Raw genomic sequence first — 20,636 nt, 5'->3', positions numbered from 1 at the left:
CAAAGGCGGCCCCCCTCCCGCTTCGCTCGCCGTCCCGCTTCGCCCGCCCGCTCGCGGCTACGCGCTCTTGAACTCCTGGCGCTGACGCCCGAGGCCCTCGATCTCCAGCTCCACGACGTCACCGGCGCGCAGGTACGGCTTCGGCTCCGGCTGGCCCATGGCCACGCCCGCCGGGGTGCCGGTGACGATGACATCACCCGGGTAAAGGGTCATGAACTGGCTCAGGTACCGGACGACCTCGCCGACCGGGAAGATCTGGTCGGCGGTGTTTCCGTCCTGCTTGAGCTCGCCGTTGACCCACAACTTCACGTCCAGGACCTGCGGGTCCTCGACCTCGTCGGCGGTGACCAGCCACGGTCCCAGCGGGGTGAACGTCTCGCAGTTCTTGCCCTTGTCCCAGGTGCCGCCGCGCTCGATCTGGAACTCGCGCTCCGAGACGTCGTTGACCAGCGTGTATCCGCCCACGTGCGCCAGGCCCTCCGCTGCGGAGGACAGGTAGCGGGCGGCGGCGCCGATGACGACGCCGAGCTCGGCCTCCCAGTCGGTCTTCACGCTGCCGCGCGGGATCAGCACGGTGTCGTCCGGGCCGACCACGGTGTCCGCGGCCTTGAGGAACAGGATGGGCTCGGCCGGCGGCTCCGCACCGATCTCGGCCGCGTGCCCGAAGTAGTTCAGCCCGATGCCCACGATCTTGCCGATCCTGCCCACCGGCGCACCGATCCGCAGGCCCTCCGCGTCCAGCACCGGGAGCGCGCCGGCCGCCGCCGCGTCCCGTACCCGGGACAGCACGGAGTCGTCGGCGAGCAGGGCGCCGTCCACATCCGTGATCAGGCCGGAAAGGTCGCGCAGGGTCCCGTCCTGGTCGAGCAGCGCGGGACGCTCCGCTCCGACCGGTCCGACACGCAGCAGCTTCATGGGCATTCTCCCGTGGTCGTGGGTGGTCGGCCCATGGGCGAGCACAGGCCTGCCGATGGGTTGCGGCCATCGGAGAATTGGTTGATCCTCCAAGATGGCCGCCCAATCCGCAAGACCCTGTTCACAGACTGGAACGCTCGCGCTCCTCGGCCGCCTCCTTGCGGTACTGGAGCCAGGCCCGCTCCGCCACGGACCATGCGGTGGTGGTCACCAGGTACAGCCCGGCGGCCAGCGGCACAACCGCCGCAGTGATCAGCGTCCCGAACGACAGCAGCGGCAGTACGCCGCCCAGCTTGCGCAGCATCTCCTGCTGCTCGGCGCTCACCTCGGCGGCGACCCCGGACTTGCCCTTCGCCCGGGCTACGGCCGCCACCGGAGCCGAAGCCGCCGCCGCAGCAGCCAGGGCGGCCGTACGCCGCCCCCGTACGGCGCTCCACGCGGCGACCGCCGCAATGGCGGCGAACAGCCCGAGGAAGACAAGCCCCTGCGCCCCGAGGAAGCCACCGTCCCCGAGGGCATCGCTCCACCTGGCCCCGAGCGGGGCGGCGAACAGCCGGTGGCCCAGCAGCTCCCCGGACGAGGAGAAGGCCTGGTACATGAGGAAGAACACCGGCAGCTGGAGCAGTACGGGCAGACAGCCGGCCACCGGGGTCGCACCGCGGAACGCGGCCCGGTTCAGCGGATGCAGGACGAGCCGTACGAGCACGGTGAACAGCACGATCGCGGCAGCGGTCGCGGACTCGGCCAGTACCGGCTCCAGGAACCGGCCCAGCTCGACAACAAGAGAGGTGAAAACGGACACGCGGGCCCTCCGAGGGGTCTCGTCAACGTCGAAAAAGAACTGCATTTCGGCGCGACGACCACGAGGGGCACGACGGCAGACCAACAGGAATGGAGCAGGTGCCCCTACGTGGCCGTCAGGACGAGACGACCGGGCGCCCTGGGCCGCGACCGGCCCGAGGCATCGGGATCACGCTGCGGCAGGAACGCCGTGCGCTGCTCACGATCACGTATCGCGGTGCGTATGCGGTGGGGCGGCACGGGCCGTACCAGCCGGGCGGCGAGGGCCGCGGCACCCACGGCGACGGTGGCGGCGAGCGCGACCACGACTGCCCCGAGCCCGCGCAGCCCGCCCTCCCCGGCGAACAGCCCGAGGAACCCGAGAAGCCCGGCGAGCAGGAGCAGGGACATCAGGAAGGACATCAGCAGCGGCATCACGAGCCGCCCATGATCACGCCGAGCCATACCGTCCGCCCCCCTCCCAAGATCTGTACTCACTACTCGCTACATACAAGGACGCGGGCTATCCCCTCAAAGTTCCCCACACCACGAGCCGATATTTGGAGGTGTACTCGGGAGTGCAGGTGGTGAGCGTGATGTACGCCCCCGGCTCGCCGTACCCGTACTCCGGCCGGACCGTGCTGCGCGGCACGGGCGCGATCACCCCGGTGTCCCGCTCGCTGGTCTCCGCCAGGATCTTGCCCACCACGTACGTGTACCGCCGCCCCCGTACATCGACGATCAGCTCGTCCCCGGCCCGCAGCCGGTTGATGTACCGGAACGGCTCGCCGTGGGTGTTGCGGTGCCCTGCGAGCGCGAAGTTCCCCTGCGCCCCGGGCTGCGCGGTCCCCGGGTAGTGCCCGGCGTACCCCTTGTCCAGCACGGCCCGCTTGTCGACCCCCTGCGCGACGGGCACGGCGACACCGAGCCGCGGGATGCGCAGCACCCCGTACGCCGATTCCTGCGGCGGCGCCGGCGCAGGCCTGGCAACGGGCGGGGCCGGCGCGGCGGAGGCGCCGGGCGCCCCGGACGCAGCAGTGGAGGCGGTAGCAGAATCAGAAGGCGCCACGGAAGGCACCGCAGCCGCGGAGGGATCGGAATCCACATCGGCGGGGAGGGTCCACTCCCTCTCCAGCTCCCGGACCTGCTCGTGCGCGGCGGCGAGGGCCTGCCGGTTGGTCCACCACACCTGGTGCACCACCAGCAACAACACCACCACGCCCACGGTGACGGCCAGTTCGGCGGCGCCCCACAGCACCCCGGCGAGGCCGGCCCGGCGAGAGCCCCGCCCGCCCCCCTGCACCACCACACGCATGTGATCCCGCACGGGCCGCACCTTAAGACCTCCCCCGTCAACAGACCAGCCGCAGTACGGTGTGAACCATGCGCCCTGACACGCCTGCCGAGCACATCGCCGAAGCCGAGCGCCTCATCCGCACGGCGACCCGTTACCCCGAGGACCAGGAGCCTTTGCTCCTCCAGGCCGCGGCCCACCTCGAACTGGGTGACGCCCGGGACCGCGCCAGCGCGCTGTACGACCAGCTCCTCGCCGCCTCACCCGCCGACCCCCACCTGATCAAGGCCCTTCAGGCCGCGAACCTGTGGGAGTACGGCCACGAGCCCGAGGCCCGCGCCCTCATCCAGGGCATCCGCGCGGCGGCCCCCGCGGACCCCGCCCCCTGGGAGGTCATCGCGGAAGCCCTTGAGGCCCACGACGAGTTGACCGCCTCGGACGAGTGCTTCACCCAGGCGGCCACGCTCCTGATCACGGAGAGCGCGCCCCTGACCCCGGCCACCACGGCCCTCCTGACGGGACGCCACCGGGTCCGCCGCCTCCTCGGACTCCCGCACGACGACTGGGACATGGTCGCCGACACCCGCCACATCGGCCCGATCCCGCTGGACGAACTCCACGACCCGAAGCGCATCTGGGCCCTCGGCTCCGACGACCCGGCCGAGCTCCGCGCCGAGATCGCCCGCCTCCGCGCCGAACTGGGCGACCGCCGTGCGGCCCTGTCCCGCCCGTTCCCGGTGGCGATCCTCCACTGGCCCGCCCGCGAACTGGCCGAACTCCTCACCTCGTACCCGACGCTGTCGGCGGAGTACCCCTCGCACGAGGCCCACCTGCGGGAGATCGAGACGTCCCTGCGCGCCCTGGCCGCCTCGGGCACGACGAACCTCGGCATCGTGACGGCGAGCGTCCCCTCGTACGAGGCCTTCGCGGCATCGGAGAAGACCTCCCCGGCCTCCCCGTCCCTCCTCCCGGAGTACGCCACGACCCTGGCAGCCCGCGGCAAGGCCACCCCCTGGCCCCCCACCCCCACGTCCCCCTGCTGGTGCACCTCGGGCAAGCCCTACTCGGAGTGCCACGGCACCTGAGTGTGCGCTCTCGGCGACCGGCGGGTGACCGTTCGCCATTTCCCCCTGTCGACGGTCTGGCATGAGCACTACGCTCATGCCAGACACAGATCGACTTCAGGGCAGGAAATGACCGATCGTTGGCAGTTCGAGGTACCGACCAACGGAACCAAGCACCTTCCTCCGGATGCCCGCTACATGGAGGCGCTGAGCAGCCAGGGATACGGATTCGAGGCGGCGATCGCAGACCTGGTCGACAACTCGATCGACGCCGGCGCAAAGGACGTAGTAATCCACTTCCTGCGTGATGCCGACCGGCTCGTGAGTCTGCTCGTGATCGATGACGGCAAGGGCATGACCGAGGAGGAACTCGACGTCGCCATGACGGTCGGGGGCCGGCGCGACTACGACGCGAAGGCCTTGGGCATGTTCGGAACAGGTCTGAAATCGGCCTCGTTGAGCCATGCCTCCGCGGTCACCGTCGTGACCAAGACGCGTCGCACCCGAGCGGTGGGACGGCGGTGGCTCATGGAGCGCGCCGTGAACGGCTACCAGTGCGACATCGTCGACCCGAGCTACGCACAGACGCTGATCGACCGCTACTCCGAGCGGCCGATCGTCTGGCAGGGCACGGTCATCCGCTGGGACGGGGTGAAGAACTTTCCCCAACACGGCGGGGGCGGACAAACCGACCGATATCTGCATCGCACGATCAATCGACTGGGGCTGCAGCTGGGGCTTTGCCTCCACCGCTTTCTCGCCCGCGACGACTTCAACATCACGATCGCCGTGGAGGACGTCAACACCGGCCTCGAGTACATGAACTTCGGAGTCGACCCGCTGGACCCCTTCGGATACCCCAAGGTCGGGCACCCCGAATACCCGAAGACGTTCACCGCCACGATTCCTTCAGTGGGGGACGTGCCCCTCCACGCGCATGTCTGGCCCGCAAAATCCACCCTGGACGAGTACAAGGCGGTCGGCTCCGTGCTGGACCGTCAGGGGTTCTACTTCTACCGCCACAACCGCCTGGTCCAGGCAGGCGGCTGGAACAACTTCCGGCAGCCCGACCAGTACCTCTCGCTTGCGCGCGTGGCCGTCGACCTGCCCGACACGGCAGCCGACGTCTTTCGGCTCACTGTGAAGAAGGAGGGAGTCGACACCTCCCCGGAATTCGCAGACGCCCTGAACGAGGCGGTCGACACGGAGGGGCGCCGTTTCACCGAGTACATCGGCGCCGCCGATGCCGTGTACCGCGAGGCTCGGAGGAGGGCGGGCACGACACGCAAGGCAGTGATCGGACCGGGAAAGGGATTCGACCCCTCACTGCGCGAGGCCATGGAGGATGAGCTCCCCGTGATGCACGGCGAGGAGCCCATCTCCGTCCGCTGGCAGAAGCTCGACAACGGGAACTTCTTCGACATCGATCGCGAGGATCGGGTCATCGTGCTGAACCAGCACTACCGTTCCGCGGTGCTCGGTGGGCGACGAGGTGGGCTCAACGACGCCCCGACGGTCAAGTCGCTGATGTTCCTGCTCCTGCACCAGGTTTTCGAGAAGGAATACAGCGGCTCGCGGGAGAAGGACAACCTCCAGCTGTGGCAGTCCATCCTGGTCGCCGCAGCACGCGCCGAGCTGGAGCGCATGGCCGACGATGAGTGACCCGACAGCGTTCCCGCAGCTCGCCTGGTCGACCGTCGAGCACTATCTCGGCATACGGCAGGGGACCAGCTACCCCCTGTCGCCGCCCAGGTCGGAGCGACTGGTCTCCTACGAGATAGGCGACGGTGGCCACGGGATCTCTCTCTACGTCGAGCTGGGCCGGGACCAGTCGCCGCCACGGTCTCCCCTGCCGTCGATCACGATCGACCAGGTGGCCCACCGCGGCAAGCGGATGGCCCGCGTTCGCACGACCCAGTCCGAGCTCATGCGCGACTTCCACGATCTCCTGATGGCGGTCGCCGATCGAGTCGTCACCGGCGACCGCGACCTGGGACGGGCACTGGACGAGACCGTAGACGCCTGGGCCGGGCTCCTTCATCGGCCCCGCGGACTCGGAGCCGAACGACGCATCGGCCTGCACGGCGAACTGGCGGTGCTGCGCGCGGTGGCTCGTGCGCGGGGCTGGGAGAGTGCGGTCGACGCCTGGACCGGGTCGCGGGGGGAACAGCACGACTTCGGTCTGCCCGATTCGGACGTGGAAGTGAAAACGACCTCGTCCGAGGACCGCCAGCACACCGTGCACGGCATTCGCCAGCTCGAGGAATCGCCCGGACGCCCGCTGTGGCTGGCTTCCCTGCAGGTGACCCGTGGCGGCGCCGGCGGCCGGACCCTGGGCGAGTCAGTGGCCGCCGTCATCCGGGACACCCACGCCGTGAGCCACATCGCCGGTGCACGCCTCGAAGCCGCGATCGATCGATCCGGTTGGAGCCCGACCGAGCAGGACGACGAACGGTGGACCCTGCGCGGCGACCCGCTTCTCGTCCCCGCCGACAGGATTCCGCGTCTGACCCAGGCGATGCTGCCGGCGGACGTACGTGATCACATCCTGTCGGTCGACTACCGCATACGCCTGAATCACCTGTCCCCCGCGCCAGGGGCTCCGGTCGACCTGACCGACTTCCGTCTGCCGTGACGAACCGAGGACCGCGATGACCACCCCCTACGAGCTGCGACTCGAATTGCACTGCGCCGTATTGGCCGACCTGGACGGCAGCCGGCCGAAAAGCCTCGAAAAGGCGCTCGCCTATCAGGTCGACGACATGGCTCCGGAAGCGGAGGCGCATGCCACCGAGGCCGATTTCCAAACGGCTCTGTCGTCGGCCCACGCCACGGACCGATTGGTCGAACTCTGGCGCCGCCAACTCACCACGTGGGACTACGCCGAGGCGCCCGTCTGGTCCACGACCTCACCGCGCACCGACGAACGGCGGGCGGAGGTCTACGGTCTGCTGAGGATCGAGCGCGTCACGTGCACCCTCCTCGACGAGCTCATCCCAGTGGTGAAGGCCGCGGGTCCTGTGGTCATCAGCGACACCTTCAGACCCTGGTACACCCCGGAGTCGCAGCGCAGCCGTTCTTACTACTGGCCGGCATATCGCCGGCTGCTCACAGACAAGGGTTGGCCCGCACAGGCCGTCGCAGATCTGGACACCGCCACCGACCGGGTGGTCGAGCGGCTCTCCGATCCGACCGGCGAGGAGGCCTACCAGTCCAAGGGGCTCGTCGTGGGCTACGTCCAGTCGGGCAAGACGGCTAACTTCACCGGCGTGATCGCGAAGGCGTTCGACGCCGGGTACCGCCTCGTGATTGTCCTCGGCGGCACCATCAACACGCTCCGGGCCCAGACCCAGCGGCGGCTGGACATGGAGCTCGTGGGCCGGGAGAACATCCTACACGGCAGCACCGAATCGGAGTCGGACTATGCCGACGACCCGGCCTGGCGGGAGGGCCGGTTCCTCGGCTTCGGGGATCTTCCGTCGGCCCTCGGTGCGTTCGACATCGTCCGGATGACCACGCGCGACAACGACTACAAGAGCCTGCTCCAGGGCATCACCGCGCTGGAGTTCCACAAGCACAAGCCCGGTCGGCCTCTGTACGACCCCGAGAACCTCCATGGTTGCGCAGCGCGGCTCATGGTCGTGAAGAAGAACAAGACCGTGCTCGCGAAGCTGGTCAAGGACCTCGGCAAGATCAAGACTCCACTTGATCAGATCCCCGTCCTGATCATCGACGACGAGTCGGACGAGGCGTCCGTCAATACGACCAAGCCGGAGGTGGAGAAGCGGAGTGCCATCAACGAACAGATCGCGAAACTTCTGAAGATGCTCCCGCGCTCCCAGTACGTGGGCTACACGGCAACCCCGTTCGCCAACGTCTTCGTGGATCCGAGCGACACCGAGGACATCTTCCCCAAGGATTTCATCCTCTCTCTGCCGCGCCCGGCCGGGTACATGGGCGCTCGTGACTTCCACGACCTGGACTCGGCACTGGAGCCGGGCGAGCGCACCTTCGCCAACTCCAACGAGAAGGCACATGTCCGTGTCATCGGCGCCGACGCCGATGACGACGACACGTGCCTTCAGGAGGCCATGGACATGTTCGTCCTCACGGCCGCCGTGAAGCTGTATCGGGAACGCGTGGACGGGCTCGAGGACGGCCACTTCGAGCACCACACCATGCTGGTCCACGAGTCCGTGCGCACGAACAACCACAGAGAGCTGCACGACAGGATCCTCGGCCTCTGGGACAACGCGGGGTACACCGGCCCCCGCGGTCACGCCCGCCTCCGCAAGCTGTTCGAGACCGATATCGCGCCGGTGTCCGCCGTACGCGCCGACGGCCACGCCGTGCCCGCGACATACGAGGAGCTGATGCCCTTCGTCGGTGTCGCGGCCATGCGCATCGGCAGGGACGGCAATCCGGTCATCGTCGTCAACGGTGACAAGGATCTGGAGACCGGCGAAGCCGACTTCGACAAGCGGCCGATCTGGAAGATCCTCATCGGCGGCCAGCTGCTCGCTCGCGGATTCACCGTGGAAGGGCTCACCGTCTCCTACTTCCGACGGCGGGCCGGAAACGCATCGTCTCTGATGCAGATGGGCCGCTGGTTCGGCTTCCGCCGCGGCTACCGTGACCTGGTCCGTCTCTACCTCGGACGCAGCGAGGCCATGGGCGACAAGGAGATCGACCTGTACGCCGCGTTCCATGCCCTGTGCCTGGACGAGGAGTCGTTCCGGGGCGAACTGGAACGCTATGCAGTGCTGGTGGACGGGTACCCGCAGATCACTCCGGCGCAGGTTCCGCCTCTGGTGTCGCAACACCTCCCGTGGCTGAAGCCGACGAGCCCGAACAAGATGTACAACGCGCGCCTGGAGCTGGTGCGGTCCGCCGGGCGATGGGAGGAGCCGACGGCCTACCCGCAGAAGAAGGCCTCCCTTGTTCGCAACACCGAGCTGTGGGTGCCGGTGCTCGAGTCTCTCGACCAAGAGGCGAGCACATACGCGTACCACTTCACGGAGGAGAACACGGTCCACCGTTACCGCGCGCTGACCGGAACGCTTCCTGCCGACGGCCTGCTGTCGGTCCTCGGCCGCCTGGAATGGGAGCACCCCCGGCACTTCTCCCCGCATCTGCGCTACATCGAGGAGATCACGAAGAAGGGTCTCGTCGAGGACTGGGTGGTGCTCGCGCCACAGCACGCAGGTGCCCACGGGAAGGCCTTGAGGCTCGGCACGGAGGGGCGTCGGTACTCCTGGTTCGAGCGGGACCGCCGACGGGACCGCCACGGCCTCTTCGGCGCTGTCAGCGACAGGAAGCACCGCGGGGTGGCTCATCGCATCGCCGGTGCACTGGGCCACTCCGGTGACCCGACGACGGAGTCTCTGGTCGCGGAGCGGAGGGGGGCGCTGGTCCTCTATCCGATTGTGGAGCGCCTCCACCGAGATGCGTTCGACGGCGAGCGCATCGATCCGGGCAAGGTCGTGTTGGCTTTCTCGTTCGTGGCTCCGGCCGCCGCCCGCAGCGCAAACGGCCAGGTTGTCCAATTCACGACGATCTCCCCGACCGCCGATGCGATCATCGACGTCACGGAGATCAACCACGGTTGATCTCCACGCAGGGTTCTACGGAGATCACCGGGGGCGAAGTGAACGAGTCAGGAGGGGAGCGATTGCGCTCCCTCGATGTGTGCTCCGGGGCGGGGGGCCTGGCACTCGGGCTCGAGCGAGCCGGATTCGATCCGGTGATCGTTCTCGACAACCGGGACGTCGCCTGCGAGACACTGCGGCTGAACCGGCCACAGTGGGACGTACACGAGACGGATTTGCTGTCCTTCGATCCGTCCGAGCACACCCAGACGTATGACGTCGACCTGTTGTCTGCCGGGCTCCCCCGGGTCAAGGCAACGGCCTCCGTCAACCGGAGGGACAGCGATGCCGAGGCCAGGCTGCTCGAGGCAACCGTGCTGCTGCTGCACGGAGTACAGCCGCGAGCGGTGCTCCTTGAAAACGTTCCGCACCTGGTGACCAGGCCGGAGTACCGACCCCTCCGTGATCACCTCGCCGAGGAGCTGAGCCACCTCAGGTACCGGCACCGGTGGTTCGTGCTCAACGCCGCCGATTTCGGGGTGCCTCAGGTTCGCCTCCAGGGGATCCTGGTCGCCTTCAAGGGCGATGCGCTGGACGCGTTCGTGGAGCCTGCGCCGACCGTGGAGCACCATCGAACGGTCGGCGAGGCGCTGGGCCCTTCGATGCGAGCCCGCGGCTGGCCGGAGGCCGAACGATGGGCCCGACAGGCGAACGAGCCGGCCCGCACCCTCGTCGGAGGGTCGTGGAACCGCGGTGGTGGCGACCTCGGCCCGAAGGGAACAAAGAAGGCATGGGCTCGCATGGGCATCGACGGCGGCACCGTGGCCGACGACGTTCCGGACGCGTCCTTCGTATGGGATCCCGCCCTGGGACGAAAGGGCATGCCGGCGCTCACGGTGGAACAGGCGGCCATTTTGCAGTCGTTCCCCGAAGCCTGGACGTTCGCCGGACGCAAAACGGCCCGATATCGCCAAATCGGACACGCGTCACCTCCGCCCGTGGGGCACGCCTTGGGCGCGGCGATCGCCGCAGCACTCCGCGCCTGAGTCTTCGCTCCGGGCTCCGACGAGCCCACGATCACAGCCGTTGACGGTGACTACACTTGGCCCTCATGACCAGCACGCAGCCCCCCACATCACAATCCGGACAGATCAAGGTGATGGATCTGTTCGCCGGGGCTGGCGGGTTTTCTGCCGGTTTTGGATCATATACGCCGAAATTGGGGGAGAACCCGTTCACCTCCGTCGCTGCCGTCGAGTTCGACGCGGCCGCCGCGTCGACCTACGCGGCCAATTTCGGCGGGGCCCACGTCTACCCCGGCGACATCGCGCGGTTCGACCCCACGCCCTTCAAGGGGCAGGTCGACGTGATCATGGGCGGTCCGCCCTGCCAAGGCTTCTCCGGTCTCGGCAAGGAAGATCCCAACGATCCGCGCAACGATCTCTGGCAGGAATACGTCCGTGTCGTTTCCAAGGTCCACCCCAAGCTGTTCGTCATCGAGAACGTCGACCGGTTCCTGAAATCAGCGCAGTACCGGGATCTCTGCGCCGCCTCCAACACCCCCGGACACCCGTTGCACGACTACACCGTGATTCCGGCCCTTCTGAATGCTGCCGACTACGGTGTTCCCCAGGCCCGCAAGCGGGTCATAGTCATCTGCACACACAAGGACTACAAGACGCCGCTCCACCATCCCGAGACGACCCACGACAAGAACGGATACGAGCCCGAGGCCGCCGACGACGACGGACAGGCTGCGCTCTTCCGGGCCGACGGCGACGGATCGCGCAAGCCCCGCTGGGTTTCGGTGGAAGGGATCTTCCAGAGGTCCGAAAAGCTTCCGATCAAGACCGATCTCCGCGAACCTCGCGAGGGAGAGGCCCCGCTCGCGCACGGCGTACCCGGCCACTACCTCACGCCTGATCTTCATTTCGGACGCAATCCGGTCGAACTCTCCAGGGCGCGGTACGCGGCGATCCCGCCGGGCGGGAATCGCAAGAACCTCCGAGGGATTCACTACAGACTCAACGGAAAGAACGAAATCGTACTCTCCACCGAGCCCGGATATCGACGCCTGAGGAGCCCGGAGCACTACCTCTCCACGGAAAGCTGGGACAAGCACAATTCCGGCTCGGGCGATGTAATGGGGCGTCTTCGGGTGAGCTCGCCCTCGGTCACCATTCGCACCGAGTTCTACAAGCCGGAGAAGGGACGCTATCTGCATCCCCGGGAACCCCGTCCCATCACCCACTACGAGGCGGCGCTGATTCAGGGCTTCCCCGAGGGGTTCAAGTGGTTCGGGACGAAAACGGACATCGCGCGGCAGATCGGCAACGCCGTGCCCGTCGGACTCGGCCGGGCGCTGGCCGAGTCCATCCACCGATTCCTCGCGGATCAGGACTGATCTGCCGGGGACCCGGCAGTCAGTGTCCGTCGGTCGCCTTCACCAGCGACACGCCTTCGGGAAGGCGGGCCGCCGGGACACCCCTCCGCCTCGACCTGTCGCGCAGCGGCGCCTCATCGAGGAGCCGCTCGAAAATCGGGATCAGATCGTCGATCGAGCCGCTGAGCACCCGTCCGTCGTCCGGCCCGGCGGGCAGGGTGTCCCAGGGCACCGGTGGAGCGTGCTCCGAGTCGTCGATCCAGTCCCTCAGGGCATCGGTGTCCGGTGCCTCGTCCGGCGCCAACACGTCGTACACCAGAGTGCTTCCCGCCGCGTTGACGGCTGCGGAAAGGGCGTTGACCTGGTCCCCGGGGCGCGTGACCCCCTTCGCGAGGCGGCCTTCGATGACCCTGAGCATCGCCTGGGCCGTCGGCCTGTGGTCGACCACGTCCATGCGCATGGTGGTCTGGAGAAAGTCCTGGACCCGGCACACGCCCTCCACCGGGCCGTAGTCGGAACCGTTGCGGAACAGCTCCGCCGCCCACCACAGACGCGAGAACGCCTGCGTGTAGTGCGCTCCACGGAAGCGAGCCGTCGGCACTGTTCCCCGCTCTTCGTCGGAGTCTGCACCCCGATGGCGCCAGACCACGTAGTCGGGGGCCACGACCATCGCGAGGAAATTCCACAGGCGGCTGTCGGCGGCCTCCGCGCGCGTCATGCGCAAGGTCGCGTGCAGGCGCGGGGCCAGCCAGCCGTCGGCCTCGGTTCGCCGCACATCAAAGCGCTCCATGGCTTTGTCGACCAGCTCTCGCACCGGCTCTGCCTGCCAACGTCGGGCGCTTCCCAGAGCCTCCGATTCCCGGCGGAGCGCGACCTGCGGAGGCCGCTGTTGCCCAGTCCGCACCACCAGGGACAGGTGCCGGGCAGCTGCCATGTCGGGCAGCAACCCGAGAGTCGGCGGAACATCATGGTTCCTACGGCTCACCGGGTCGCTCCTGTCTCGCTCGCTGCGCCCAACGAGCGGACCGCAGTCGTCAGATGCCGGCTGTTTCGGCTGCGCCGACCCGCCGCGAATTGCACGCTTGTCTGCAGCTCCGCCCAGCCGTAGCCCTTCTCCCGACGCTGCAGAATCTCGTGCAGGGCATCGGCGGGCTGCAACCCCGGCAGCACGTCCGGCAGCATGGACCGCAGAACGGCCTCCCGCCAGCCGCTCGGCATGATCGGCGTTCCGTCCTCGTCCGTGTCCAGATCGCCCGCCGCGCTGTGGAACATGGCAATCCAGGCGTCTTGAGCGATCATGCTGTGGGTCATGTCACGGAGTGCGCGCTCGGGGGGCGTCCCCCCACGGCTATGGAGGAGCGCCATCAGCCCTTCCACGGAACCGGTGTTCAGGTAGACCGTGGGCATGTCACCGGTCGCATCGACGACCCACGCCGAGTCCTGGTAGGCACGCAACCACTCGTGGGCCCCCTTGCGAAAGTCGGCCTCGACGATCTCGATCTCCTGTCGACGCTCCGGCGCCGACGCCCGAAGGTCGACGTACCACGAGTCCTTGGCGGAGCCGATCAGACGTCCCGGAACGTCGCCGACGGTCGCGACCACGGAAACGGCCAGCGTGACCCGGTCGTGGTGCCGCGCCCGGTCCAGTTCGACGGCCCCCTCGACAGTCCCGTCACCCGTCCGCCTCAGTACAGCGGTTGTCCGGGCATTGGTGGACTTCTCGGACAGGACTGCGAGGAAAACGACATCCGACCAGGGCCCCTCGGCCAACTCGCTTTGCGGAAAGTCGACTGCGACCCGGAGCCGGGCCCGTTCCCAGGACTCGCGCCCCGCTCTGTGCAGGGCGACGGTCCTGTCCGACGCGGAAATCATCGTGTAGGGGAGCTCATCGCCGTCGACCTTCACAGAGAGGACTTTGACGGTGACGTCGCCGAAGAGCACCGGATAGGGGAAGGCAACTGTCACGCGGCACCTCCACGAGCCCTCTGGACTTCGACGACGAGCCGGGCCAAAGCGCCGCGGACGGGATGTGTGGCCGGGTCGGTGACACCATGGAACTCCGCCCGACGCACTCCGGCATCAACAACGAGATTGCCGCGCTCGAGGCGACAATTGTCCGTGGCGGACAAGCTCGCCCAGTCGACCACCGGCTTCCCACCCGAGCGCACGTCGAACTTCGCGACCGGCGTCAGCAGCCAAGGGTCGTCGGCATCGGGAAGCTTCACCGTCACGGCCACGCTCCATGCGCCGGACGGCTTCAGCGTGGCGTCGAGCCGGTCCACGATCGGGAACGACGCGGAACGGCGCTGCGCAGGTCCGCTGTAGTCCAGGCGCAGCAATTCCCTCAAACCCGCCGGGCCCTCCGCACGTGGAGCCGTCTCGCGCTGGACCAGGCCTCGTACAGCCTTGTCGATCTCGGCGCGAAACTCCTTCAGCCGCGTGAGCGCCCCCCGCGCGTACAGCGAGGTGAGCTCCTCGGTTCGATCCCATCGATCGTGTTCCGGCGGTTCCGATGCCCTCAGGAACGCCTCGGCGAGAGCGACGTCCTGCCCATCCCGCTCGGTCGCGTATCCGGCGAGGAGCACCGCTTGGAAGGGAATGGAGCCCGGGGGCAGTTCACGCGGGCGGTGCTCGGTGATCGTCATGCGGTTGCCCCGCATGCACACGACCCGGCTGTGCTTCTCGTCCCCGTCGGCAGTGGGCGTCAGCAGCAGAACCGCACCGTGCCGGTTCCCCTTCCCTCCGACCTGCCCCTTGCGTGGCGTCACCACGATCGGGACCTCGACCGCGGCCACCTGATTCTCGGAGGTGAGCGCGTCGACCGTCTCCTCGTCGAGATATGCCCGGAGCGCCCGACACAGGCCCGGGTGCCTCACGGAGGGATCGACTCTCTCCTCGGGAACGATCACTCGGCCGTCCCTCAGGGTCCGCACGGTCGCCTCCAGCAGCGGACCGGCGCGCCGGCCGCCGACCATGGAGGCCCAGAACCCGTCCGCCAGGGACCTGACGAGTTTGTCGTGAATATCGCGAAGGTCTTCGGCATCCCCTGAAGCGTCATGCGCACCGACGATGAGGAACGACGTGCCCGGGGCAGCGCTGCTGCGTTCGAGATGCAGGTCCCGTACGGTGTCTTCGGCGGCCCACCACGACCGGGCCACGTTTCGGTGGTCCGGGGCGGTGTCGGGCTCGCCGAACCAGGCCGGGCCGGCATAGGCATCACCGCCGACTTCGTGCCACGGGAGGTCGAGTCGACCGATCACCCGTCGGTCGGTCCGCCCCTCGTGCGCCTCGGACAGAGTGGAGTTGACCAACACCAGACCGAACCGGCTGGTCGCCCAGAGGGTGGCCTTGCCCAGGCCGTACGAGCCACCGGCCCGACTGGCGGATGTCTTGTGGCTGTCCAGCTGTCGCCGGACGACTGCCGCGAAGCGGCCGTCAGCGTACTCCGGGCCCGTGAGGCCGGTCGCGTTGTAGTCGTCCACCCGAAGCAAGAGAAGGGAATCCCCGGCCGCGAGGTCGTCCAGCGCCGCGCGGAGGCTGCGGGACACCTTCTGCGGCGCGCCCGCGGCCTGCTCGTAGTGCGGGAGGAGCTCATCCCATTGCAACGCGTCGAGGAATTTCTTCAGGCGGCTGCCGGTGAGCTCGTGGAGTGTGTACTCGACGCGGACCGGGGCCCCGGTGTCCAGTCGTTCGTCGAGCGAGTTCTGGGTTGCCTCGCGGGTGAGGACCGCCATGTCTGCATCGAAGGCAAACGCAGCGGCGTTTCCGTACTCGCGGCCCCCGTCCGCATGCGCCCGCCGGTGGTGCCAACGCAGGGGCAAAGTGGTGACGACGTCGGTCACGCGGGCCGCCAAGGATGCCTCGTCCGTTCCGAATGCATCGGCAATGAGCCGTTTCGTGTCATCCCTGGGTTCCGAACGGCCGTTCACCCAAGCAGAGACCGCCGCCCGAGTGAGACCCACACGCTCGGCCAGTTCGGCCTGGGATATGTCCATCCGGCTCAACTGACGTGCCAGCCAGGGCCCGAACTCCTCGCCGCCCACTCCCATGGATCCCCTCCCCCGGTCACCACCGCGCAAGACAATCGGCAATGCGCAGCCTAGCAGCGGCATTTGACAATCTCTCTCTGTCAAATGGCTCTGCCGCGACCACTCCTCGCAGAGACCCCGAGCGCGTCACGACGCATCGCAACCGTGGAGATGACCCGCTCCGCCGCCTCGACCGGGTCCTCGTGCTCCCAGATGCGCACGGAAAGCCAACCCGCGATGGCAAGGCGGGCGTCCGTGTCGAGGTCTCTGCTCCGGTTGCCTTCGATCTTCTTCCGCCAGAAGTCTGCGTTGTTCCGAGGCCAGGTCGCATGCTCCGGGCAGCCGTGCCAAAAACAGCCGTCGACGAAGACCGCTACACGAGCAGGCCCGAACACGATGTCCGCCTCCCGGCGAACCCCCTTCACCGGGCGCCGGTGAATCCTGTACCGCAGACCGGAGCCATGCAACAGCTTGCGCAGGGCAACCTCGACCCCGGTGTTGCGGCTCTTCTGGCGGCTCATGCGCCGACGCACCACGGCCGTCGTCTCGAGTGTCTCCACACATCCATTGTCGCCGCCCCGAACCGCTTGATCACCACCTGAGGGGAAAGGCCAGCTGTTGGTGGCCGCGGGCTTGGGCTGTGGGTGGGGTGGGGCGGGTGGTGGCCAGGGCGAGGAGGGTGCGGAGGGCGGCGATGACCTGGGGTGGGGTGTCGCGGATCATCGACGGGGTTGCGCTGACCACCAGGATGCCGTGGGACTCCAGGCGCAGGCGGCGCAGGAGGGTGGCGTGCCAGGCGTCGCGGGTGTAGTGGTACTCCGCCGAGTCGATCTCCAGGGCGACGCCCTCGTCGGGCCAGTACGCGTCCGGGCTGGCCAGGAACGAGCCGTCCGGGGTGTACAGCCGGGCGTTCCACAGCGGGGTCGGGAGGTCCGTCGCCGTGAGGGTGTCCCGGGCCAGGGCCTCGGCGATCGAGCGGACCCCGGCGACGAGTTCCGAGGCGGCGGCGCGGATCGCCGGGCGGGTGAGGAGGCGGGCCGCGCGGAGCTCGGCGTGCAGGTCCTGCGGGTGGCACCAGCCGGACTGGACCACGTGGGCCAGGGTCGAGCGGATGCGGTCGGGGTCCTCGGTCCGGGCGGCGAAGTCGGCGGCCGCACGCACCGGGCCGGCGCTCGGGATGCCGGACACCGCGATGGTGCGCGGCCAGCGCGCGGTGGCCAGCGGGCGGACCTCCGGGGTCCCGGTGAGCCGGCGCGGGGCGCGGACCAGGACGTCGGCCGGGGTGTACGGGACGTCGCGGATGCCGAGGAGCGCCAGGGCGGCGCCGCCGGTGAGGACGGCCGTGTCGCCGGACAGCGGGTCCGCGGCGGGCTCGGCAGCGTACAGGACGGCGGCGAGGGCGCGTTGGCGGTGGTCCGGGGGCCCGGTCTGCAGGAGGTAGACCCGGGGAAGTAAGCGTTGCCAGGGCCCGCCCGGGCGGGTGCGCGAGGTGATCGTGCCGTCGGGCACCCCTGCGCTGACGAGCTGGTGGCGGGTGGCCAGGTTGAACTGCCGACGGGCCGCATGGGCGGCGGCCGCCTGTCCGGTCGCCTTCCCGGGCCTGCGGTCATTCGCCGTCCGCCCGGCCGGCTGCACGGGCCTCCGGCTGGTTGCCGTCCGGCCGAGGGGCCGGTGGGTCGGGGGCCGGGTGTGGTCTGGCGTCTGCTTCGGTGTGATCATGCCGGCGGTATGCCCGGCCCCGGGCCGACGACACCCCCTAGCGGCCCGGGTGCTCCGGGGACAGGAAGACGATCACCCCCGTCTGCGTGCCCGGCCGGGCGGTGACCTCGTGCCAGCCCAGGCGCCGGTACGTGGCCACCGTGTCGGTGGCCAGGCGGGAGGTCAGCAGCCAGGCCCGCCGGTCCGGGGCATCGGCGGTGATCTCGGTGAGCAGGGTCCGGCCCGTGCCGTGGCCGCGCGCGTAGGGGCGTACGGCGAGCTCGTCTATCTCCAGCGCACCCGTCAGGAGTTCCCGCACGCGCTCCGGGCCGAGCTGCGCCGCGACCTGGGCGTACCCGCGGTCCTTGGGGAACGCCGCCGGGGTGAGCCAGCCCGTGGCGAAGCCGTCGATGCCGGCCGCGGACTGGGCGAGAGCCGTACGGAAACCACGGCGCCGGGCGTTGGCCTGGAGGCGGACCGCGAACTGGCGAATGGTTTCTTCGTCTTCGTTCCACGGCGGAGCGGAGAAGACGTCGGCATAGGCGTCGACCAGTTCGTCCGCGAGGTCGAGGACGGCCTGTCCGTAGCAGATCACGATGTCCGAGCTCCTCTTTTTCCCGTTTGGGATGGGAGAGTCAATTTATGCCGGACCGGTTCCTGGAGCACGTATCGCGCGGATCCGGCGAGTGTGCGACAAATCCCCTCCCCGTGCTCCGTGTCGGGGCGACGCGCGGCGCGTTGAGCAGCCCGTGGACAGACTGCTTCGGGCCACCGGCCGGTGCGTGCTCGCCTTCCTTCTCGTCCTGGGTGTGGTGGCGCTGCTGCCGCGCGCCGTCAAGGACGCCGTGCCGGACGGTGTGGTCGGCGGGGCCGTGCTCGTCTTGGGGGCGCTGGGGGCCCGCCGGGTGGTCAAGCCCCCGCGTTAGCCTCGTAGTGGCACAAGTGAGATCAGCGAGATCACCAGATCAGTCAGACCAGTCAGATCAGACGACTTGAGGAGTTGGGCATGGCGCGCGTACCGAGTTCCGCAGTGGCGGCCGCCGGACTGGTCGGCGGGTACGCCGTCGCCCGGTGGACGAAAAAGCGTCCGCTGGGCGGTGTCGTGCTCGGCGCGGCCGGGCTGGCCGCCGGGCGGGAATGGCACCGGCGCGGCGGCACCCCCGCGGCGGCCGGGCTCGGCGCGCTGTACCTCGCCGGCTTCGCGGGCGCGCACCCGCTGGCCAAGAAGGTCGGGGCCTGGCCGGCCGTCCTCGGGGCCGCGGCCGTCGTGGCGACCGCGTCCTGGGTCGTCGCCGACCGCGGCTGACCCGACCACGGGCGCCACGGCGCGTGGGCCACAGGCCACAGGCCACGGGCCACGGGGCATGAGGCATGGGCCACGGGCCACGGCCCCGCCGAGCAGGCTGGGCCAGCCCGACCCTCCGCCGACCCTCCGCCGGCCCCGAGCCCGGGCCGGCCCGGCAGAGGGCCTGGCCTACGCGCCGAACGCCTGCGACACCGCGTAGATCAGCAGCCCTGCCAGGGCGCCGACCACCGTGCCGTTGATGCGGATGAACTGCAGGTCGCGGCCGATGTGGGCCTCGATCTTCCGCGACGTGTGCTCGGCGTCCCACCCGGCCACCGTGTCCGTGATCAGCGAGGTGATCTCGGCCCGGTAGGTGGTCACCACGTACACCACCGCGCCCTCGATCCAGCCCTCCACCTTGTCCTGGAGCCGGCCGTCCGTCGCCAGCCGGGCCCCCAGCGACAGCAGGGAGGACCGGACCCGCAGCCGCAGCTCGCTGTGGTCGTCCTCCGCCGCCGAGAGGATCATCGACCGGATCGCGGTCCAGGCGGAGGCGATCACGTCCTGGACCTCCTCACGCTGCAGGATCTCGGACTTCAGGCGCTCCACCCGGGCCCGGGTGTCCCTGTCCGACTGGAGATCGGCCGCGAAGTCCGTCAGGAACCGGTCCACCGCCCCGCGCGCCGGGTGCTCCGGCATGTCCCGCATTTCCGTCAGGAAGCGGAGCAGTTCCTTGTACACGCGCTCGCCGACCTTGCGGTCCACGAACCGCGGGGTCCAGCCGGGCGCGCCGCCCTGGACGGCGCCCATCACCGATTCCCCGTGCGTCACCAGCCAGTCGTGGGCCTTGATGCAGACGAGGTCGACGACGCGGCGGTGCCCGCCGTCCGCGACGACCTTCTCCAGGGTCTTGCCGATCCCCGGCGCGATCTCGGCGGTCTCGGCCCGCCGGGTGATGGCCTCGCCCACGACGGCCTGCACGTCGGAGTCGCGCAGTACGGTCAGGGCTCCGCGCAGCGCGGTGGCCAGCTCGGCCGTGACGCGGTCGGCGTGCGCGGGCTCGGCCAGCCAGGCACCGAGGCGGCTGCCGATGCGGAGGGCGTGCAGGCGGGTGCGGACCACGTCCGGGGAGAGGAAGTTCTCGCCGACGAACTCGCCGAGGGAGACGCCGAGCTGGTCCTTCTTGGTCGGGATGATCGCGGTGTGCGGGATGGGCAGGCCGAGCGGGTGCCGGAACAGCGCGGTCACGGCGAACCAGTCCGCGAGCGCGCCGACCATGCCGGCTTCGGCGGCGGCCCGGACGTACCCGGCCCAGCCGCCGGCACCGGAGTGCTCGGCCCAGGTGGTCAGTACGTAGACCAGCGCGACCAGGATCAGCAGGCCGGTCGCGGTGGTCTTCATGCGGCGGACGCCGCGGCGGCGCTCCTCGTCGGCCTCGCTGAACACGAAGCCGCCAATGCCAGTGCCAGTGCCTACGGCGTTGGGGCGGTTGTCCACGTGTTCCTCCCTTCCCCCGGGCGCCGGTTTTGTCTGCATAGCATCCGACTCCCCGGAGCCCCGAGGAGTTCCCGGCGCGCCGATTCGCCGCCCTCGAGGCGCCC

19 protein-coding genes are annotated in these 20,636 nt (G+C 69.2%); 8 read left to right on the top strand and 11 right to left on the bottom strand.

The genetic code is table 11. The features are described from left to right. Positions 1-57: 57 nt before the first annotated feature. The 4 genes from AB5J51_RS24995 to AB5J51_RS24980 all read right to left on the bottom strand — a co-directional run bounded on the left by AB5J51_RS24995 (position 58) and on the right by AB5J51_RS24980 (position 3,022). Positions 58-915, bottom strand: a complete 858-nt coding sequence (locus AB5J51_RS24995) for a fumarylacetoacetate hydrolase family protein (RefSeq protein WP_133897942.1) — start codon at positions 913-915, stop codon at positions 58-60. Positions 916-1,036: 121 nt separating this feature from the next. Continuing rightward, positions 1,037-1,717: a YidC/Oxa1 family membrane protein insertase gene (locus tag AB5J51_RS24990; RefSeq protein WP_369778684.1), complete on the bottom strand. Its 681-nt coding sequence runs from the start codon at positions 1,715-1,717 to the stop codon at positions 1,037-1,039. A 104-nt stretch (positions 1,718-1,821) separates the two neighbouring features. Then, positions 1,822-2,160 carry a DUF6412 domain-containing protein gene (locus AB5J51_RS24985; RefSeq protein ID WP_369778683.1) on the bottom strand — a complete coding sequence of 113 codons (339 nt, stop codon included), beginning with the start codon at positions 2,158-2,160 and terminating at the stop codon, positions 1,822-1,824. Between the two features lie 58 nt (positions 2,161-2,218). Continuing rightward, complete coding sequence (locus AB5J51_RS24980) at positions 2,219-3,022, bottom strand: class E sortase (protein WP_369778682.1); 804 nt, start codon at positions 3,020-3,022, stop codon at positions 2,219-2,221. A 56-nt stretch (positions 3,023-3,078) separates the two neighbouring features. Between AB5J51_RS24980 and AB5J51_RS24975 the strand changes: the two genes are divergently transcribed. From AB5J51_RS24975 to AB5J51_RS24950, 6 genes are all read left to right on the top strand, one after another. After that, entirely contained in the window at positions 3,079-4,074 is a 996-nt protein-coding gene (locus AB5J51_RS24975; RefSeq protein ID WP_369778681.1) for an SEC-C domain-containing protein, read from the top strand. Positions 4,075-4,182: 108 nt separating this feature from the next. Then, positions 4,183-5,715 (top strand): ATP-binding protein, encoded by a 1,533-nt coding sequence (locus AB5J51_RS24970; RefSeq protein WP_369778680.1) that lies wholly within the window; start codon positions 4,183-4,185, stop codon positions 5,713-5,715. Further along, positions 5,708-6,688: a PD-(D/E)XK motif protein gene (locus AB5J51_RS24965; protein ID WP_369778679.1), complete on the top strand. Its 981-nt coding sequence runs from the start codon at positions 5,708-5,710 to the stop codon at positions 6,686-6,688. The genes AB5J51_RS24970 and AB5J51_RS24965 overlap by 8 nt, the downstream gene beginning before the upstream one ends. A gap of 16 nt (positions 6,689-6,704) precedes the next feature. Then, positions 6,705-9,662, top strand: coding sequence for a Z1 domain-containing protein (locus AB5J51_RS24960; protein ID WP_369778678.1), 2,958 nt, complete (start codon positions 6,705-6,707; stop codon positions 9,660-9,662). Between the two features lie 62 nt (positions 9,663-9,724). After that, entirely contained in the window at positions 9,725-10,687 is a 963-nt protein-coding gene (locus tag AB5J51_RS24955; RefSeq protein WP_369780309.1) for a DNA cytosine methyltransferase, read from the top strand. Positions 10,688-10,752: 65 nt separating this feature from the next. Next, on the top strand, positions 10,753-12,045 hold the full coding sequence (locus AB5J51_RS24950; RefSeq protein ID WP_369778677.1) for a DNA cytosine methyltransferase: 1,293 nt from the start codon (positions 10,753-10,755) through the stop codon (positions 12,043-12,045). Positions 12,046-12,064: 19 nt separating this feature from the next. On the opposite strand, the gene AB5J51_RS24945 is transcribed toward AB5J51_RS24950, so the two are convergent. The 6 genes from AB5J51_RS24945 to AB5J51_RS24920 all read right to left on the bottom strand — a co-directional run bounded on the left by AB5J51_RS24945 (position 12,065) and on the right by AB5J51_RS24920 (position 18,345). Continuing rightward, positions 12,065-12,838 (bottom strand): DUF6339 family protein, encoded by a 774-nt coding sequence (locus AB5J51_RS24945; protein ID WP_369778676.1) that lies wholly within the window; start codon positions 12,836-12,838, stop codon positions 12,065-12,067. A 167-nt stretch (positions 12,839-13,005) separates the two neighbouring features. After that, positions 13,006-13,989, bottom strand: a complete 984-nt coding sequence (locus tag AB5J51_RS24940; protein ID WP_053784824.1) for a hypothetical protein — start codon at positions 13,987-13,989, stop codon at positions 13,006-13,008. Then, on the bottom strand, positions 13,986-16,073 hold the full coding sequence (locus AB5J51_RS24935) for a helix-turn-helix transcriptional regulator (protein WP_369778675.1): 2,088 nt from the start codon (positions 16,071-16,073) through the stop codon (positions 13,986-13,988). The genes AB5J51_RS24940 and AB5J51_RS24935 overlap by 4 nt, the downstream gene beginning before the upstream one ends. An 80-nt stretch (positions 16,074-16,153) precedes the next feature. After that, positions 16,154-16,612: a very short patch repair endonuclease gene (locus AB5J51_RS24930; protein ID WP_369778674.1), complete on the bottom strand. Its 459-nt coding sequence runs from the start codon at positions 16,610-16,612 to the stop codon at positions 16,154-16,156. 31 nt (positions 16,613-16,643) lie between these two features. Then, positions 16,644-17,771 carry a hypothetical protein gene (locus AB5J51_RS24925; protein WP_369778673.1) on the bottom strand — a complete coding sequence of 376 codons (1,128 nt, stop codon included), beginning with the start codon at positions 17,769-17,771 and terminating at the stop codon, positions 16,644-16,646. Positions 17,772-17,808: 37 nt separating this feature from the next. Continuing rightward, entirely contained in the window at positions 17,809-18,345 is a 537-nt protein-coding gene (locus AB5J51_RS24920) for a GNAT family N-acetyltransferase (RefSeq protein ID WP_199827955.1), read from the bottom strand. Between the two features lie 154 nt (positions 18,346-18,499). Between AB5J51_RS24920 and AB5J51_RS24915 the strand changes: the two genes are divergently transcribed. Beyond that, positions 18,500-18,676, top strand: coding sequence for a hypothetical protein (locus tag AB5J51_RS24915; RefSeq protein ID WP_158710014.1), 177 nt, complete (start codon positions 18,500-18,502; stop codon positions 18,674-18,676). Between the two features lie 80 nt (positions 18,677-18,756). After that, positions 18,757-19,056, top strand: coding sequence for a hypothetical protein (locus tag AB5J51_RS24910; RefSeq protein ID WP_030297991.1), 300 nt, complete (start codon positions 18,757-18,759; stop codon positions 19,054-19,056). 168 nt (positions 19,057-19,224) lie between these two features. Here AB5J51_RS24910 and AB5J51_RS24905 read toward each other — a convergent pair whose 3' ends face one another. Further along, entirely contained in the window at positions 19,225-20,571 is a 1,347-nt protein-coding gene (locus tag AB5J51_RS24905; RefSeq protein WP_369778672.1) for a DUF445 domain-containing protein, read from the bottom strand. Positions 20,572-20,636: the final 65 nt, after the last annotated feature.

It is taken from the genome of Streptomyces sp. R33 (assembly GCF_041200175.1).
Classification (GTDB): Bacteria; Actinomycetota; Actinomycetes; order Streptomycetales; family Streptomycetaceae; genus Streptomyces; species Streptomyces katrae_B.
This window is presented reverse-complemented; position numbering and strand designations above follow the sequence as displayed.

Coding starts and splice junctions, on each gene's coding strand:
- AB5J51_RS24965 (WP_369778679.1), top strand. CDS start 5,708: ATGAGTGACCCGACAGCGTTCCCGCAGCTCGCCTGGTCGACCGTCGAG.
- AB5J51_RS24935 (WP_369778675.1), bottom strand. CDS start 16,073: ATGGGAGTGGGCGGCGAGGAGTTCGGGCCCTGGCTGGCACGTCAGTTG.
- AB5J51_RS24950 (WP_369778677.1), top strand. CDS start 10,753: ATGACCAGCACGCAGCCCCCCACATCACAATCCGGACAGATCAAGGTG.
- AB5J51_RS24925 (WP_369778673.1), bottom strand. CDS start 17,771: ATGATCACACCGAAGCAGACGCCAGACCACACCCGGCCCCCGACCCAC.
- AB5J51_RS24985 (WP_369778683.1), bottom strand. CDS start 2,160: ATGGCTCGGCGTGATCATGGGCGGCTCGTGATGCCGCTGCTGATGTCC.
- AB5J51_RS24970 (WP_369778680.1), top strand. CDS start 4,183: ATGACCGATCGTTGGCAGTTCGAGGTACCGACCAACGGAACCAAGCAC.
- AB5J51_RS24910 (WP_030297991.1), top strand. CDS start 18,757: ATGGCGCGCGTACCGAGTTCCGCAGTGGCGGCCGCCGGACTGGTCGGC.
- AB5J51_RS24995 (WP_133897942.1), bottom strand. CDS start 915: ATGAAGCTGCTGCGTGTCGGACCGGTCGGAGCGGAGCGTCCCGCGCTG.
- AB5J51_RS24905 (WP_369778672.1), bottom strand. CDS start 20,571: ATGCAGACAAAACCGGCGCCCGGGGGAAGGGAGGAACACGTGGACAAC.
- AB5J51_RS24960 (WP_369778678.1), top strand. CDS start 6,705: ATGACCACCCCCTACGAGCTGCGACTCGAATTGCACTGCGCCGTATTG.
- AB5J51_RS24975 (WP_369778681.1), top strand. CDS start 3,079: ATGCGCCCTGACACGCCTGCCGAGCACATCGCCGAAGCCGAGCGCCTC.